14 protein-coding genes are annotated in these 13,970 nt (G+C 63.5%); 5 read left to right on the top strand and 9 right to left on the bottom strand.

Annotated elements, in window-relative coordinates; genetic code table 11:
- Positions 1 to 91: 91 nt before the first annotated feature.
- Positions 92 to 616 (bottom strand): peptide deformylase, encoded by a 525-nt coding sequence (gene def / locus P9A16_RS12805; protein ID WP_023512912.1) that lies wholly within the window; start codon positions 614 to 616, stop codon positions 92 to 94.
- A 145-nt stretch (positions 617 to 761) separates the two neighbouring features.
- Between def and P9A16_RS12800 the strand changes: the two genes are divergently transcribed.
- The 3 genes from P9A16_RS12800 (at position 762) to P9A16_RS12790 (ending at position 5,491) form a co-directional block, all read left to right on the top strand.
- The gene (locus tag P9A16_RS12800) at positions 762 to 1,934 is read left to right on the top strand and encodes a DNA recombination protein RmuC (protein WP_037405966.1); all 1,173 of its coding nucleotides are present in this window, start codon (positions 762 to 764) and stop codon (positions 1,932 to 1,934) included.
- A gap of 44 nt (positions 1,935 to 1,978) precedes the next feature.
- A complete protein-coding gene (locus P9A16_RS12795; RefSeq protein ID WP_023512914.1) occupies positions 1,979 to 2,878 on the top strand; it encodes a ribokinase in 900 nt (299 codons plus the stop codon).
- Between the two features lie 279 nt (positions 2,879 to 3,157).
- Positions 3,158 to 5,491, top strand: coding sequence for a methyl-accepting chemotaxis protein (locus P9A16_RS12790; RefSeq protein WP_023512915.1), 2,334 nt, complete (start codon positions 3,158 to 3,160; stop codon positions 5,489 to 5,491).
- 57 nt (positions 5,492 to 5,548) lie between these two features.
- Here P9A16_RS12790 and P9A16_RS12785 read toward each other — a convergent pair whose 3' ends face one another.
- Positions 5,549 to 5,908, bottom strand: a complete 360-nt coding sequence (locus tag P9A16_RS12785; RefSeq protein ID WP_023512916.1) for a hypothetical protein — start codon at positions 5,906 to 5,908, stop codon at positions 5,549 to 5,551.
- Positions 5,908 to 6,849, bottom strand: a complete 942-nt coding sequence (locus P9A16_RS12780) for a nucleoside hydrolase (RefSeq protein ID WP_023512917.1) — start codon at positions 6,847 to 6,849, stop codon at positions 5,908 to 5,910. The genes P9A16_RS12785 and P9A16_RS12780 overlap by 1 nt, the downstream gene beginning before the upstream one ends.
- 186 nt (positions 6,850 to 7,035) lie before the next feature.
- Here P9A16_RS12780 and P9A16_RS12775 point away from each other — a divergent pair, with 186 nt between their 5' ends.
- Both P9A16_RS12775 and P9A16_RS12770 read left to right on the top strand, forming a co-directional pair.
- Positions 7,036 to 7,467, top strand: coding sequence for an Hsp20 family protein (locus P9A16_RS12775; protein WP_024270221.1), 432 nt, complete (start codon positions 7,036 to 7,038; stop codon positions 7,465 to 7,467).
- A 132-nt stretch (positions 7,468 to 7,599) separates the two neighbouring features.
- A complete protein-coding gene (locus P9A16_RS12770) occupies positions 7,600 to 7,857 on the top strand; it encodes a DUF1150 family protein (RefSeq protein WP_024270222.1) in 258 nt (85 codons plus the stop codon).
- Between the two features lie 18 nt (positions 7,858 to 7,875).
- Here P9A16_RS12770 and trmB read toward each other — a convergent pair whose 3' ends face one another.
- The 6 genes from trmB to ybeY form a co-directional block, all read right to left on the bottom strand.
- Entirely contained in the window at positions 7,876 to 8,577 is a 702-nt protein-coding gene (gene trmB, locus P9A16_RS12765) for a tRNA (guanosine(46)-N7)-methyltransferase TrmB (RefSeq protein WP_024270223.1), read from the bottom strand.
- 7 nt (positions 8,578 to 8,584) lie between these two features.
- Positions 8,585 to 9,823: a methionine adenosyltransferase gene (gene metK / locus P9A16_RS12760; RefSeq protein ID WP_023516952.1), complete on the bottom strand. Its 1,239-nt coding sequence runs from the start codon at positions 9,821 to 9,823 to the stop codon at positions 8,585 to 8,587.
- A gap of 205 nt (positions 9,824 to 10,028) precedes the next feature.
- Positions 10,029 to 10,448 (bottom strand): helix-turn-helix domain-containing protein, encoded by a 420-nt coding sequence (locus P9A16_RS12755; protein WP_024270224.1) that lies wholly within the window; start codon positions 10,446 to 10,448, stop codon positions 10,029 to 10,031.
- A 147-nt stretch (positions 10,449 to 10,595) separates the two neighbouring features.
- Entirely contained in the window at positions 10,596 to 12,179 is a 1,584-nt protein-coding gene (gene lnt / locus P9A16_RS12750) for an apolipoprotein N-acyltransferase (RefSeq protein WP_024270225.1), read from the bottom strand.
- Positions 12,180 to 12,293: 114 nt separating this feature from the next.
- Positions 12,294 to 13,445 (bottom strand): hemolysin family protein, encoded by a 1,152-nt coding sequence (locus P9A16_RS12745; protein WP_024270226.1) that lies wholly within the window; start codon positions 13,443 to 13,445, stop codon positions 12,294 to 12,296.
- Positions 13,446 to 13,454: 9 nt separating this feature from the next.
- On the bottom strand, positions 13,455 to 13,964 hold the full coding sequence (gene ybeY, locus P9A16_RS12740) for an rRNA maturation RNase YbeY (RefSeq protein ID WP_024270227.1): 510 nt from the start codon (positions 13,962 to 13,964) through the stop codon (positions 13,455 to 13,457).
- Positions 13,965 to 13,970 lie beyond the last annotated feature (6 nt).

Here is a 13,970-nt window from a genome sequence, read left to right as displayed (position 1 = left end):
CGGTCAGCCTCCATGAAAGCAATACCGGCAAAGGCGCGAAGCGTTTTGCCTCCGGCATTGCGGGAAAACGGAAACCTGGGCGGTTGTCGCCTCAGAGCGCCTTGCTGCCGCGCAGCTTCGCCGCCTTGGTGAATTTGCGGATCACCATCTCGCGCTTCAGCTTCGAAATATGGTCGATGAACAGCACGCCGTTGAGGTGATCGATCTCGTGCTGAAGACAGGTCGCCAGCAGCCCGTCGGCCTCCGTCAGCTGCTCCTTGCCGTCCCGGTCGAGGTGCTTGACGGTGATGACGGCAGGACGCTCGACCTCGGCATAATAGTCCGGGATCGACAGGCAACCCTCCTCGTAGACCGAGCGGGTATCCGAAGCGGAGACGACTTCCGGATTGATGAAGACGAGTGGCTTCTTGTCCTCGCCCTCCTTCGAGACGTCGAGCACCAGCATGCGGCGCGCCACACCGATCTGGATGGCGGCAAGGCCGATGCCCGGCGCATCGTACATGGTTTCCAGCATGTCGTCGGCGAGCTTCTTCACCTCGCTGTCGATGGTCTCGATGGGCTTCGAAACCTGGCGGAGGATCGGATCGGGAAGGATAATCAGCGGCTTGATGGTCATGCGCCTCCTTAGCGCGGTTTTTTGACGCTTTCAATCGGCTTCGACTGCCGCCGGCGCTGCAGTGCGCGCATCTCTGTTCACGTTATGATCTGGTTTCCGCCGCAATTCGTGTTATGGTCGCGGCATGATCGATCCGACCTTTGACATGTTGCTTGCCTCCTTCCTCACTCGACTTGGCGGCCCCGGCCCGGCGCTCATGCTGCTCGCAGCCGCGCTGATCGCCGTTTTCGGCCTCCTTTCGGCCCGCCGCAGTCAGGCGCGCCAGCGCGAGGCTGCGGGCATGGCGGAGTTGCACTTTGCCGAACTCCTGAAAGCGCAGACGGAAATGCAGGGACGCGTCGCCGCCATGGCCGAGGTCTTCGGCTCCAAGCAGTCGGAAACAAACCAGGCGATCAATGCCAGGCTCGACGGCCTGACGCAGCGGCTCGGCCAGTCGATCTCAGAACAGACCCGCTCGACGCACGAAAACCTGCGCCGCCTGCAGGAACGGCTTGCCGTCATCGACAATGCGCAGAGCAACATCCAGTCCCTGGCGAAAGACGTGGTCGGCCTCCAGGCGATCCTGTCGAACAAGCAGACGCGCGGCGCCTTCGGCCAGTCGCGCATGGAGACAATCATCGCCGATGCCATGCCATCGGGCGCCTACCAGTTCCAGGCGCAGCTTTCCAACGGCGTCAGACCGGATTGTACGATCCGCATGCCGAACGGCCAGCCGCCCCTCGTCATCGATGCAAAATTTCCGCTCGAGGCATGGAATGCCCTGTCGGACGGACGTTCTCCCGAGGCCGCCAAGCTCGCCGCGCAACAATTCCGCCGCGACATGGAGACCCATATCCGCGATATCGCCGAAAAGTACCTGCTGGCCGGCGAGACGCAGGACACCGCCTTCCTCTTCGTGCCCTCGGAATCGATCTTCGCCAGCATCCACGAGAATTTCGAGGCTATCGTGCAGCGGGCACACCGGGCACGCATCGTCATCGTCTCGCCATCGCTGCTGATGCTCTCCGTGCAGGTATTGCAGGCGCTTCTGAAGGATCAGCGCATGCGCGAGCAGGCCCATGTCATCCAGGGCGAGGTCGCCAGGCTGATGGACGATTTGACGCGGCTCGACGACCGGGTGCGCAAGCTTTCCGGTCATTTCACCGCAGCCCAGAAGGATGTAGACCTCATCCTGACCTCGACAGAGAAGCTCACGCGGCGCGGCGCGCGCATCGGGGACATGGATTTCGAGGCAACCGCACCGCTTTCTCCACCGGCGGAGGCGGCTGTCGAGACCCGAACTGGACAGCTTCGCCTGAGGGTGGTTGACGAAGACTGACCGCCTCGGGCAGTGTCCGGCGGAAACCATAAGGGGCACCTCTCATGATCACCGTCTTCGGCTCCATCAACATGGACCTCATCGCCACGCCAGAACGCCTGCCGAAGCCGGGTGAGACGGTGATGGGCAGCAGCTTCACCACCGCCGCTGGCGGCAAGGGCGCCAACCAGGCGCTCGCCGCCCGTCGCGCCGGCGCGATCGTACGCATGGCCGGCGCCGTCGGCGACGATCGGCTCGGCAGCCAGGCGCTGGCCCTGCTCGCCGACGCCGCCGTGGACCTCAACGGCGTACGCTCCGCCGCCGAGGCGACCGGCACGGCCCATATCCTTGTGGACGACGAGGGTGAGAACGTCATCGTCGTCGTACCGGGCGCCAACGGCACCGTCAGCGAGGAGGACGCCAAGCGCACCGTCGGCGGCATGACGCGTGGCGACTATCTGATGCTGCAGTTCGAAATTCCCAATGCCGCCATCGAAGCCGCGCTCGTCAGCGCCAAGCAGAAGGGCGCCATCTCGGTCGTCAACATCGCGCCGTTCAGCGCCGATGCCCGCCGCCTCGGCGCGATGGCCGATATCCTCGTCGCCAATGAAACGGAATTCGACCTCTTCGTCGGCAAGGGCGAGCTCTCCGACGAGGCGCGCGAGACGACGATGCGCGCACTGCATGCCGACAGCGGCCAGACGATCATCGTCACGCTTGGCGCCGATGGCGTCGTCGCGATCCGCAAGAACGAGATCTTCCGCGCCGCCGGCCTCAAGATCGAGCCTATCGATACGGTGGGGGCGGGCGATACGTTCTGCGGCTATCTTGCCGCCTCGCTCGATGCCGGCCTCGGCTTCAAGGAGGCGCTGCGCCGTGCAGCCGTCGCCGGATCGCTCGCCTGCCTGAAGCCCGGCGCCCAGCCCTCCATCCCCTTCGCTCCCGCCGTCGACGCCGAAATCTGACGTCGATGCGGCGGCTCCGCCTGCCGGATTTCGCAATTGGCACATCGGGCGTCGCATTGGCTGCGGCGCCTGAAAAATCAGCTGGTTGCGCCGAGAAGTGGTGGCGATATTTGGCTATTTATTAATATTTTATAGGTTACTGAAGTCCTCAGGCGCGGCCCTTCCGGTCGGCTGCCGTCGGCGCTGGTCGCGCGCCCCGACCTCCATGATGGAGACCCCCTGCAAACGAATGTGCTCCTCCGCGGTGCCGCCGCGGACGTCTCTCATCGTGAGGATTTTATGTTCAAGTTCCAGGCCAAGTCGCTCGCGACGAAGCTCATCGCGGTTACCGGCGGCACGATCGCCCTGGTGATGCTCGCCTCCAATACCGTACTCATCGGCCAGACGCAGAGCCGCGTCGCCGATCTCGTCTATTCCGAAGCCGACACCGAGGCGAAGGCGATCGCCGCCGACATCGCGACCGATATCGGCCAGCTGGCCAGCGCCGCGCGCTCCATGGCGGGCGTGATCGAGCAAGGCCAGGCCGGCGGGCATTTCGACCGCAAGGAAGTGGTCGACCTCATCAAGGCGAATGCGGAAAAGAACAGTTTCGCGCTCGGCAGCTGGTTTGCGGAAGAGCCGAACGCCTTCGACGGCAAATCGCGCGAGACGGCCGAGCAGCTGGAAACCGGCACGTTCAAGGACGGCTCGTTCAACCCCTACTGGACGAAGCGCAAGGACGGCTCCATCGCGCTTTCCACCTTCGAATCCGACTACAAGGCCGAGTGGTATTCGCTGGCTGCCGGCAGCGGCAAGGGTGCGATGAGCCAGCCCTACAAGGAAAGCTCGACCGGCGAAGGCTTCACCATGGCCTCCATCGCCTTTCCGGTCGCTCCGGGCGGTAAGCTGATCGGCGTCACCGGCGTCGATGTCTCGCTGAAGACGCTCAACGAAAAACTCAGCCAGCTGAAGCCCTTCGGTGAGGGCCGCGTCATGCTGCTGTCGCAGACCGGCAAGTGGATCGTTGCGCCGAACGCCGACCTCCTGATGACGGATTATGACGGCCAGGGTGCCGAGATCGTCAAGGAAGCCCTTGCCACAGGCAAGACTGGCCGCATCGAGAACCTCTCCTTCGACGAGCTGGCCGCCTTCGACCGCGTCGTCTACCCCTTTGCGCTGCCGGACATCAACACGTCCTGGATCGTGCTGGTCGACGTGCCGCGCGCAGCAATCGCCGCACCGATCAACGACCAGACCCGCATGATGATCCTCGGTGGCCTGATCGTTCTCGGCGCCGTGCTTGCCGGCCTCTACACCGCCATTCGCGTCTTCGTACAGAAGCCGCTTGCCGGCCTCGTTTCCGGCGTGGCAACGCTCAGCAGCGGCGTCTATACCCAGCCGATCGCCGGCCAGGAGCGCTCGGACGAAACCGGCTCGGTCGCCAAGGCTCTGGAAGGGTTCCGCCACCAGCTTGCAGACACCAAGCGCCTGGAAGCCGAAGCCGACAACCAGCGCCAGCTGACCGAGACCGAGCGCAACCGATCGGAAGCCGAGCGCGCCGAATCGAGTGCCCTCCAGCGCGACATCGTCGCCCGCCTCGGCGACGGCCTTGCCCAGCTTTCCTCCGGCAACCTGACCTTCCGCCTCTCCGGTGATTTCCCGGGCGAATACGGCAAGCTCAAGAACGATTTCAACTCGGCGATCGCCAGCCTCGAGGAAACGATCCAGACGGTCAATGCCTCGGTCGGTAACATCGGCGGTGGCACCGGCGAGATTTCCAAGGGCGCGGCCGATCTCTCGCACCGCACCGAACAGCAGGCGGCAAGCCTGGAAGAGACGGCGGCCGCCCTCGACCAGATCACCTCGCAGGTCAACTCCAGCGCGGACAATGCCCGCGTCGCTGCCAAATCGGTGGAAACGGCCAGCAACGACGCCAGCAAGTCCGGCGAAGTGGTGCAGAAGGCGATCGACGCCATGCGCGGCATCGAGCACTCCTCGCACGAGATCTCCAACATCATCGGGGTCATCGACGACATCGCCTTCCAGACAAACCTTCTGGCGCTCAATGCCGGCGTGGAAGCGGCGCGCGCGGGCGAAGCCGGCAAGGGCTTTGCCGTCGTCGCCCAGGAAGTACGCGAGCTCGCCCAGCGCTCGGCCAACGCCGCCAAGGAGATCAAGACGCTGATCAACACCTCCGAGGTGCAGGTCCGCGAGGGTGTCGATCTCGTCGGCAAGGCCGGCAGCGCGTTGGAAAACATTGCCGACCAGGTCATCCAGATCAACAGCCTCATCCGCCAGATCTCCTCGTCCGCCTCCGAACAGGCCGTCGGCCTCAAGGAGATCAACGCGGCCGTCAACCAGATGGACCAGGTGACCCAGCAGAACGCCGCGATGGTCGAGGAGACCACCGCCGCCTCCATGGCGCTCAACGACGAGGCCCAGACGCTGAAGTCGCTCGTCGCCCGCTTCCGCGCCGGCGCGGCCACCATGGCCGCCCAGCCGGCACAGCAGGCAACCCGCCGCGACGTCCAGCCGCAGCGCACCGCCTATCAGGCGCCGCGCACGACGGCCCGCGCCATGCCGCAGGTCGCCGGCAACACGGCGCTTGCTCAGGACGATTGGGAAGAGTTCTGAGGCGGACCGAATGACGAAAAAGGCCGGCGTCTCCGCCGGCCTTTTTGTTTATGGGACTTACTTCCGCTCCGTCGGCTGCGCCTGGAGCCGGCCGCGAGAGCGCGATCGGCTGGCGCTCGCAAGGCGTTGCGTGGCCTCCTTCAGCTCCAGTTCGGAAAAGAGGTCCCGGTATTCAGGCCGCAGCATCAGCGCCTCCATGGAGAGCTCCGGCTTGCCCGCGTCGAGCAGCCGCTCCAGCCCGGTCGTGCCGGGTTTGAACACGAGTTCCTTCGCGGCCCCCACGCCGCCATTGAGCAGCACGAAGCGGCGCAGCAGGACCGGGCGGAAGCCAAGCGTCGCGAAGCGATCGTAGAGCGCCATCATCTCCTTGTGGAAACGGCCTTCGGCACCCGGTTCGGCGCTGCGGGGGCCACGCATCAGAGACGGCCGACGCGCTCGGCGAGGAGAGCGAAGAAACCGTCGGCATCGACATCCTTCATCACCCGCGCATTGTGCTTTCGGTCGGTAACCTGCCACCAGTCGACGACGGTCATGCCAATGGTGAGCGGCGAAGCGGTCTCGATCTCCACGTTGCAGTTACGGCCGGAGAACAATTCCGGCTTCAGGAGATAGGCGATGACGGTCGGATCATGCAGCGGGCCGCCGTCGGAGCCGTATTTTTCAACGTCGAAACGCTCGAAGAAATCCAGCATCTCGACCAGGGCCTTGGCGGGGCGGCTGCCGATCGCACGAAGCCCGGCGACGCGGCTCTTCAGGGTCAGAACCTTGTGCGTGACGTCGAGCGGCATCATGACGATCGGAATGCCGGACTTGAAGACGGCAGCGGCTGCTTCCGGATCGACATAGATGTTGAATTCGGCGGCCGGCGTGATGTTGCCGCCCTCGAAGAAGCCGCCACCCATCATGACCAGTTCGCGCACACGGCCGGCAATGTCCGGCGCCTTTTCCAGCGCCGTCGCGATGTTCGTCAGCGGACCGAGCGTGCAGAGCGTCACCGTGCCCGCCGGTTCGTGCCGGAGTGTCTCGATGATGAAGTCCACGGCGTGCTGGGCCTCCAGCGGCATCCGAGGCTCGTGCAGCTCCGGACCATCGAGGCCGGTCTTGCCATGGACATGCTCGGCGGTGATCAGCGGACGGGCGATCGGCTTGTCTGCGCCGGCATAGACCTTCACATCGGTGCGGGAGCAGAATTCCAGGATGATGCGGGCGTTGCAGGACGTGCGCGCCAGCGGCACGTTGCCGGCGACGGTGGTGATACCGAGGATATCGAGTTCTGGGCTGCCGAGCGCCAGCATGATTGCGGCGGCATCGTCCTGGCCGGGATCCGTGTCGATGATGATTTTCCGTGGCTCAGACATGCCGTCTCCGTTTCCTCACTGGTTCTGTTCTTGGCCCGCGCTGCGCAGGCGAAGCGGCGACTATATTTGCGAAATCGCCGTTCGCAAGCGTCTTGCGCCCTGCATCGGCAATCCCCATATTGCAACCATCGGGATGCCGAGGCCGGGTCCCGCCACAAAGTCGCTTGAAAGCCAAGGACTAGACGCATGTCACGCATGACCCCTTTCACGAGCCCGCTACTCCTGGGCTTCGACGCCATGGAAAAGACCCTTGAGCGCATCGCCAAGGGCAATGATGGCTACCCCCCGTACAATATCGAGCGGCTTCAGCCGAACGGCGAGACGGGCGCACCGGAACGGCTGCGCATCACCCTTGCCGTCGCAGGTTTTTCCGACGAGGAGCTCGATGTGACGACGGAGGAAAACCAGCTCGTCATTCGCGGCCGCCAGGTCGACAGCAGCGAGCGGGATTATCTCTACCGCGGCATTGCGGCCCGTCAGTTCCAACGCACCTTCGTGCTTGCCGACGGCATGCGCGTTTCGGGAGCGGAGCTGAAGAACGGCCTGCTCTCGGTTGACCTCATCCGGCCCGAGCCTGTGCGAATGGTAAAGAAAATTAACATTTCCGTATCAGACTAGATCATGAGCCGTTCCTGCGGGAACACCCGCCGGAACGTTTCAAGCGTAACCTGATCGCCTGACGTACCGATGGGCCATGGTGGCCGTGGACGTCCGGTGGCCGGCCCTGCCGGCATTGCCATGGAGGCAAAGATGGGACTGAAGAGCGTAACCCCCACCGTTTCAAAGGCAGACCTCGCGCATCTTGGCGCCGGTGAAGTCGGCTACATCAGGAAGATGAAGGCCGATGAAGTCTCGCGCGTCTTCCCGGAAGCGCCGGAAATCGACCCGAGCCTGGATCTCTGGGCCCTGTTCGGCGCCGATGGCACGCCGATCCTCCTGACGGACAACCGCTCGAGCACCTTCTACAAGGCGGCCGAGGACGACCTGCGCACCGTCAGCCTGCACTGATGTCCCGAAAACCTTCCGTCAGAGACGGCGGAAGGTGAGATAGGCCGACTTTCGGCCCTCGCGCTTGGCCTTGGCCTCGTAGCGCGTGCCCGGCCAGCCGGCAAACGGCGTCAGCCAGTCGACCGCGTTTTCGGCGGTCCACACGAAAGCGGGATGAGAACCGCAGTGCATAAGCGTCCAGTTGACATAGGTGTCGATGTCGGACGCGAAGCAGAAGAGCCCGCCGGGCTTCAGCACCCGGGCAAAGCGGTCGAGATTGACCTTCGAGACAAAGCGTCTCTTCCAGTGCTTCTTTTTCGGCCACGGATCCGGATAGAGCAGATCGATCTGATCGATCGAAGCTGCCGGAAGCCAGTCCAGCAACTCCGTCGCATCGTCATCATAAAGCCGGATGTTCTTCGCGCCCGTCTCCTCGATGCTGCCGATCAGCTTCGCCATCGAATTGACGAAGGGCTCGACGCCGATGAAGGCGGTATCGGGCGTTTCCTGCGCGCGGTGGATGAGATGTTCCCCGCCGCCGAATCCGATTTCGAGGCGCATCCGGTTCGGGGAGAAATCGTAAAGCGTGGTGATATCCGCCGGTGCCGGGGTCGAAAGGTCGACCTTCAGCACCGGCAGCACGGTTTCAAGATGCTGCGCCTGCCGCTCCCGCAGCGGTTTTCCCTTGCGACGACCGAAGAAGGCTTCGCTCGCGCGGCTGCGGCGCTCTGCATCCGTCATGCTGGCCTCAGTTCTTCAGGGCTTCCTTGAGAGCCTTGACGAGGTCGAGGCGCTCCCAGGCGAACGAACCGTCACGGCCGGCCTTGCGGCCGAAATGGCCATAGGCGGCCGTCTTGGCGTAGATCGGCTTGTTGAGGTCGAGGTGACGGCGAATGCCCGACGGGGAAAGGTCCATGACCTTGCGGATCGCCTCCTCGACAGCATCTTCGCTGACCTTGCCGGTGCCGTGCAGGTCGACATAAACCGAGAGCGGCTGGGCGACGCCGATGGCGTAGGAGAGCTGGATCGTGCAGCGGTCGGCAAGGCCGGCCGCAACAACGTTCTTGGCGAGGTAGCGCGCGGCATAGGCGGCGGAGCGGTCGACCTTGGTGGTGTCCTTGCCGGAGAAGGCGCCGCCGCCATGCGGGGCTGCACCGCCGTAGGTGTCGACGATGATCTTGCGGCCGGTGAGGCCGGCGTCGCCGTCCGGTCCGCCGATGACGAACTTGCCGGTCGGGTTGATGTACCAGGAGCAATCGTCGGCGATCTCGATATCGTGCAGCGCCTCGCGGATATAGGGCTCGACGACCTCACGGACCTTCTTGGAATCCCAGCTGTCATCCAGATGCTGCGTGGAAAGCACGATCGAGGCGACATCGGCGGGCTTGCCATCGACATAGCGCACGGTCACCTGGCTCTTGGCGTCCGGGCCGAGCTTGCCCGCATCGCCCTCGCCCTTCTTGCGCGCGTCGGCGAGAAGCTGGAGGATGCGGTGCGAGTAATAGAGCGGCGCCGGCATCAACTCCGAGGTTTCGCGGCAGGCGTAGCCGAACATGATGCCCTGGTCGCCGGCACCCTCGTCGCCCTGCTTGTCGGCGGCATTGTCGACGCCCTGGGCGATATCTGCGGACTGCGAGTGCAGGAGCACGTCGATCTTCGCCGTCTTCCAGTGGAAGCCGTCCTGCTCGTAGCCGATATCGCGGATCGCCTTGCGGGCGGCGGACTTGAACTTGGAGGGGTTGATGACGTCGTTGCCGTCCTTGTCCTTCTTCAGAAGGCTTGGCGGCAGGCGCACTTCACCAGCAATGACGACGCGGTTGGTCGTCGCAAGCGTTTCGCAGGCAATACGGACCGACCAAGGATCGACCTTCGACTTCACGGCTTCGCGGTAGACCAGATCGACGATTTCGTCGGAGATGCGGTCGCACACCTTGTCCGGGTGGCCCTCGGCGACGGACTCGCTGGTGAAGAGATAACTGCTGCGCATGCGGGAATTCCCCTCAAAGAAAATGGACTTCGACGTTGTTATTCAGTTCGCAGGGGAAAGACAAGCACAGAAGGACATAAGAATATGTTTATGTCCCGGCATTCCAGGTGTTGCCGCACGCTTGTCACGCCCACGTGGCAGGCTCCCGTACAAACGAAAAGCGGCCCCGAAGGACCGCCTTTTCTTTGCCAATCTCACCGGGAGGTCACTCGAGTTCGGCCTCGGCAGCGAGCGCCTTCACGAGGTCCACGAGCTTGCGGCGCACCTTGGGGTCGCCGATCTTGACGAAGGCCCGGTTGAGCTGGAGACCCTCGGAGGACGACAGGAAGTCGACCACATAGTTTGAACTCGATGCTTCGGCAAAGCCCGTCTGGGCATCCGCCTGCTCGCCCGGCGCATCCTCGAAGAAGAAGGAGACGGGCACGTTGAGAATGCTCGAAATGTTCTGCAGACGGCTGGCGCCGACGCGGTTCGTGCCCTTCTCGTATTTCTGGATCTGCTGGAAGGTGATGCCGAGGCTTTCGCCGAGCTTCTCCTGACTCATGCCGAGCATGGTCCTGCGAAGCCGGATCCGGCTGCCGACGTGAATATCAATCGGATTCGGCTTCTTTTTGTTTTCCATCATCAATGTGTCCTAACGCGCGGAAATGGCCCCACCCTGCCGACGGCCCTCAGGAGACTTAACGTCACGTTGTATGCGCAAACCCTGAAGGTCGCCACAATACAAGAAAACCGCCGACGGCGTGCACTATGCTATTTTAGGGGTTTTCGGTCAATTCGTCCTGTTTCCAAAACCAATGCGAGAAATGCCTGCTGCCACGAATAGAACGGCAAGCACAATCAGAAACGACCAATTCCGCCACTTTGCCAACTCACCGGGCGCAAACCTTCCCGGAACGGTTGCATCAACAAAGCCCGGAACGTCATGAGCAAGACCCGCAACCACCCTGCCCTTGGCATCCACCACGGCAGAAATGCCGTTGTTGGCGGCGCGAATCAGCGGGAGACCGCGCTCGACAGCGCGCAGCTGCGCCTGCTGGAAATGCTGGTAGGGGCCGGGCGTCCTTCCGAACCAGGCATCGTTGGTGACGTTCAGAAGAGCAGCGGCCGTATCGGCCGACCCGGTAATCTCCGAGGGGAAAATCGCCTCGTAGCAGATCAGCGGATAAAACCCCTTGCCGAGCGCGCTCAGCAGCTGCGGCTCGCGGGCGGCAGAAAAGCCGCCCGGCATTGCGACGGCGTCGACGCCGAGACCTTCGAACATCTCCGCAAAGGGCATGTATTCGCCGAAGGGTACGAGATGCACCTTGTCGGCTGCGCCGGTTATCTGTCCCTTGCCGTCAATGGAATAGATGGAGTTGTAGTAGCGCGGGGCCTTGCCGGAGCCGGCGCTTTCGGTGCGCACGGCACCGGCGATCAGCATCTGGTCATCCTCCAACACGGCTGCGATACGCACCAGCGCGTCGGGATTGTCCGTCAGGATGAAGGGAATGGACGTCTCCGGCCAGACGATGATGTCAGGTCGCTTGCCACCCTCCGCCGGCTTGGCGACACTCAGGGCGAGATGCCGCTCGAAGATTTCCGCGCGCGCGCTGTCGTCGAGCTTCATCGCCTGGTCGATGACCGGCTGGACGAGGCGGATGACGGCCGTCTCGTCTTCGGGCGCCGGCACGAGGTAAAGGGCATAATAGCCATAACCGAGCTGAGCAGCGAACAGCAGACCGGCGAGCGACAGGCCGATCTCGCGGCCGCGCCGCGTACCGATCAGTGCCGGCGCAGCGAAGACGAAGACGGCAAGCGCGTTCATACCGGCTATGCCGACGACGCCCGCCGACTGCATGAGCAACGGCACGGGCATCGCTCCATAGCCGACGGCATTCCAGGGGAACCCGGTGAACAGCGTGCCGCGCAGCCATTCCGCAATGCCGAAAGCGAAGCCGAGCGCCGCGATGCGCCCCATGCCGTCCGACCAGAGGAGGCGGGCGAGCGCCGCCGCAAAGCCGTAGTAGAGAGCAAGGAAGGCCGGCAGACCAAATACGGCGAGCGGCAACGCCCACGCGAAGGCGTCCGCCTCGACGAGCAGCGCGTTGCCGAGCCACCAGAGCCCGCCAACGAAATAACCGAAACCGAAGAGCCAGCCGATACGGAAGGCGGGCGCGAGGCGCCGCAGCAAGCCTGCCTCCGGCGCGGCGCTGGCACCGTCGAGCAACCAGACGAGCAAGGTGAAGGAGACGAACAGCGCCGCAAAGAAGCCGAAGGATGGCAGTGCCAGCACCCCGATCAAGCCCGCAAGAAATGCCAAAAGCGCCCGTCTTGTCCCAGACAGGAGCATGACCCTGCCCGCAAGCCGCTCCATGCTGTCCCCTTTTTATGTCCCCGAATCAGCCGCGCCAGTTTCCCAAAAAACCAGCGCCTTGTCCCGCGTCACGGCGGCACAAGGCGCAGATCGTTTTTCGAAGGTGCCGCCCGACTATTCGGCGTTCGCCCCATCGTTCTGCTGTTCCGGCATTTTTTTCCGCTCGCCGGCAAGGGACAGTCCCTCACCCTCGGGCTTGCGCTCGCGGCGGCGAACGGAGCCGGCGCGCTTGCGGGTGACACGCACCCGTTTGACGCGACGCGGGTCGGCGTCGAGGATATGGAATTCGAAACCAGGCACCGCCTGCACCACCTCGCCGCGCACCGGAATGCGACCAAGCGAAGCGAAGATCAGGCCGCCGAGCGTATCGGCATCTTCCAGTTGTTCGCGGATGTCGAAGTCCGGGCCGATCGCCTCGGCCAGTTCCTCGAGTTCGACACGGGCATCGGCGATGAAGACGTCGTCGCTCACGCGCTGGATCATGGCTTCGTCGTCGTCGTGCTCATCCTCGATATCGCCGACGACCATCTCGACGATGTCTTCCAGCGAGGCAAGGCCGTCCGTGCCGCCGTACTCGTCGATGACGAGGGCCATCTGCGTGCGGTCGGCCTGCATGCGTGCCATGAGGTCGGCGGCAAGCATGGAAGGCGGCACGAAAAGAACCTGACGGATGATACCGGCTTCGGCGACGGTCTTCGACAGATCGACGCGGCCAAGGTCGAACTCGGCCTTTGGCGTGCGGGCCGGCTTCTCGCCACTGGCGGGTGCGGCCTTTGCACCGGTACGCCGCTTGTTGCGAGCCTGCTTGGTGACATAGGCGAGCAGGTCGCGGATATGGACCATGCCTCGCGGATCATCGAGGCTTTCGTTGTAGACCGGCATGCGCGAACGGCCGGAATCCTCGAAGATCACCATCAGTTCGGCAATCGTGATGTCCTGATCGACGGCCTCGATATCGGCCCGCGGCACCATGACATCCTCGACCCGCACCTCGCGGAAACGAAGAATGTTGTGCAGCATCGCCCGCTCTTCGGGCAGGAAGGTCGGCTCGCCGCCGCTCTCTTCCGTCATCAGGGCCTCGGCGAGGTCCTTGCGCAGACTGGAGGCACCTGTCATGCGCCAAAGCCGTGCTGCACGGGACCAGAAGGATGTCCGGCCCCCGCTTTCCGGCTTCGGCGCGCTGCTACTACTGCCCGCCTCGTCCTGACTTGAGGCCTCCGCCTCGCTCTTTTCCGTCGCTACGGACTGGTTTCTAAAGTCGCTCATTGGTCCAAACTATTCATCGGGGTCATCCCCGTAGGGGTCAGATAGGCCAAGCTCGGCAAGAATGCGAGTCTCCAGCCCCTCCATTTTTTCCGCTTCTTCATCGTCCATATGATCATAGCCGAAGAGATGCAGAAATCCATGCACCATCAGATGTGTGAGATGATCGTCGAAGGACTTGCCGAGATCGGCCGCCTCGCGGGTCAGGGTTTCCTCGGCGAAGATGATGTCGCCGAGCATCGGGCCCGGCACTTTTCCAGGCGTCAGCGGAAAGGCCGGGAAGGACAGGACATTGGTCGGCTTGTCCTGGCTGCGCCATTCCGCATTGATGCCGCGGATGGCTTCGTCGTTGGTGAAAACGAGCGAGACTTCCGGTGCGCCGGTCTTCGGGAAGGGTTGTTTTTCCTCCCGCCGAAGGAATTTTGCGGCCGCACCAAGGACCCGCCCGCTGATGTCGAGCAAGCGTTCTTCGGAGGGCCATGCGCCCTCTTCGATGGAAATCTGGATGTCGAGTTCGCTCATGAGGAT

It is taken from the genome of Shinella sp. 838 (genome assembly GCF_029623935.1).
In the GTDB taxonomy this organism is placed as follows: Bacteria; Pseudomonadota; Alphaproteobacteria; order Rhizobiales; family Rhizobiaceae; genus Shinella.
This window is presented reverse-complemented; position numbering and strand designations above follow the sequence as displayed.

Bases quoted from the DNA above. Each gene is read 5' to 3' on its own strand.
- def (WP_023512912.1), bottom strand. From the start codon at position 616: ATGACCATCAAGCCGCTGATTATCCTTCCCGATCCGATCCTCCGCCAG.
- P9A16_RS12800 (WP_037405966.1), top strand. From the start codon at position 762: ATGTTGCTTGCCTCCTTCCTCACTCGACTTGGCGGCCCCGGCCCGGCG.
- P9A16_RS12795 (WP_023512914.1), top strand. From the start codon at position 1,979: ATGATCACCGTCTTCGGCTCCATCAACATGGACCTCATCGCCACGCCA.
- P9A16_RS12790 (WP_023512915.1), top strand. From the start codon at position 3,158: ATGTTCAAGTTCCAGGCCAAGTCGCTCGCGACGAAGCTCATCGCGGTT.
- P9A16_RS12785 (WP_023512916.1), bottom strand. From the start codon at position 5,908: ATGCGTGGCCCCCGCAGCGCCGAACCGGGTGCCGAAGGCCGTTTCCAC.
- P9A16_RS12780 (WP_023512917.1), bottom strand. From the start codon at position 6,849: ATGTCTGAGCCACGGAAAATCATCATCGACACGGATCCCGGCCAGGAC.
- P9A16_RS12775 (WP_024270221.1), top strand. From the start codon at position 7,036: ATGTCACGCATGACCCCTTTCACGAGCCCGCTACTCCTGGGCTTCGAC.
- P9A16_RS12770 (WP_024270222.1), top strand. From the start codon at position 7,600: ATGGGACTGAAGAGCGTAACCCCCACCGTTTCAAAGGCAGACCTCGCG.
- trmB (WP_024270223.1), bottom strand. From the start codon at position 8,577: ATGACGGATGCAGAGCGCCGCAGCCGCGCGAGCGAAGCCTTCTTCGGT.
- metK (WP_023516952.1), bottom strand. From the start codon at position 9,823: ATGCGCAGCAGTTATCTCTTCACCAGCGAGTCCGTCGCCGAGGGCCAC.
- P9A16_RS12755 (WP_024270224.1), bottom strand. From the start codon at position 10,448: ATGATGGAAAACAAAAAGAAGCCGAATCCGATTGATATTCACGTCGGC.
- lnt (WP_024270225.1), bottom strand. From the start codon at position 12,179: ATGGAGCGGCTTGCGGGCAGGGTCATGCTCCTGTCTGGGACAAGACGG.
- P9A16_RS12745 (WP_024270226.1), bottom strand. From the start codon at position 13,445: ATGAGCGACTTTAGAAACCAGTCCGTAGCGACGGAAAAGAGCGAGGCG.
- ybeY (WP_024270227.1), bottom strand. From the start codon at position 13,964: ATGAGCGAACTCGACATCCAGATTTCCATCGAAGAGGGCGCATGGCCC.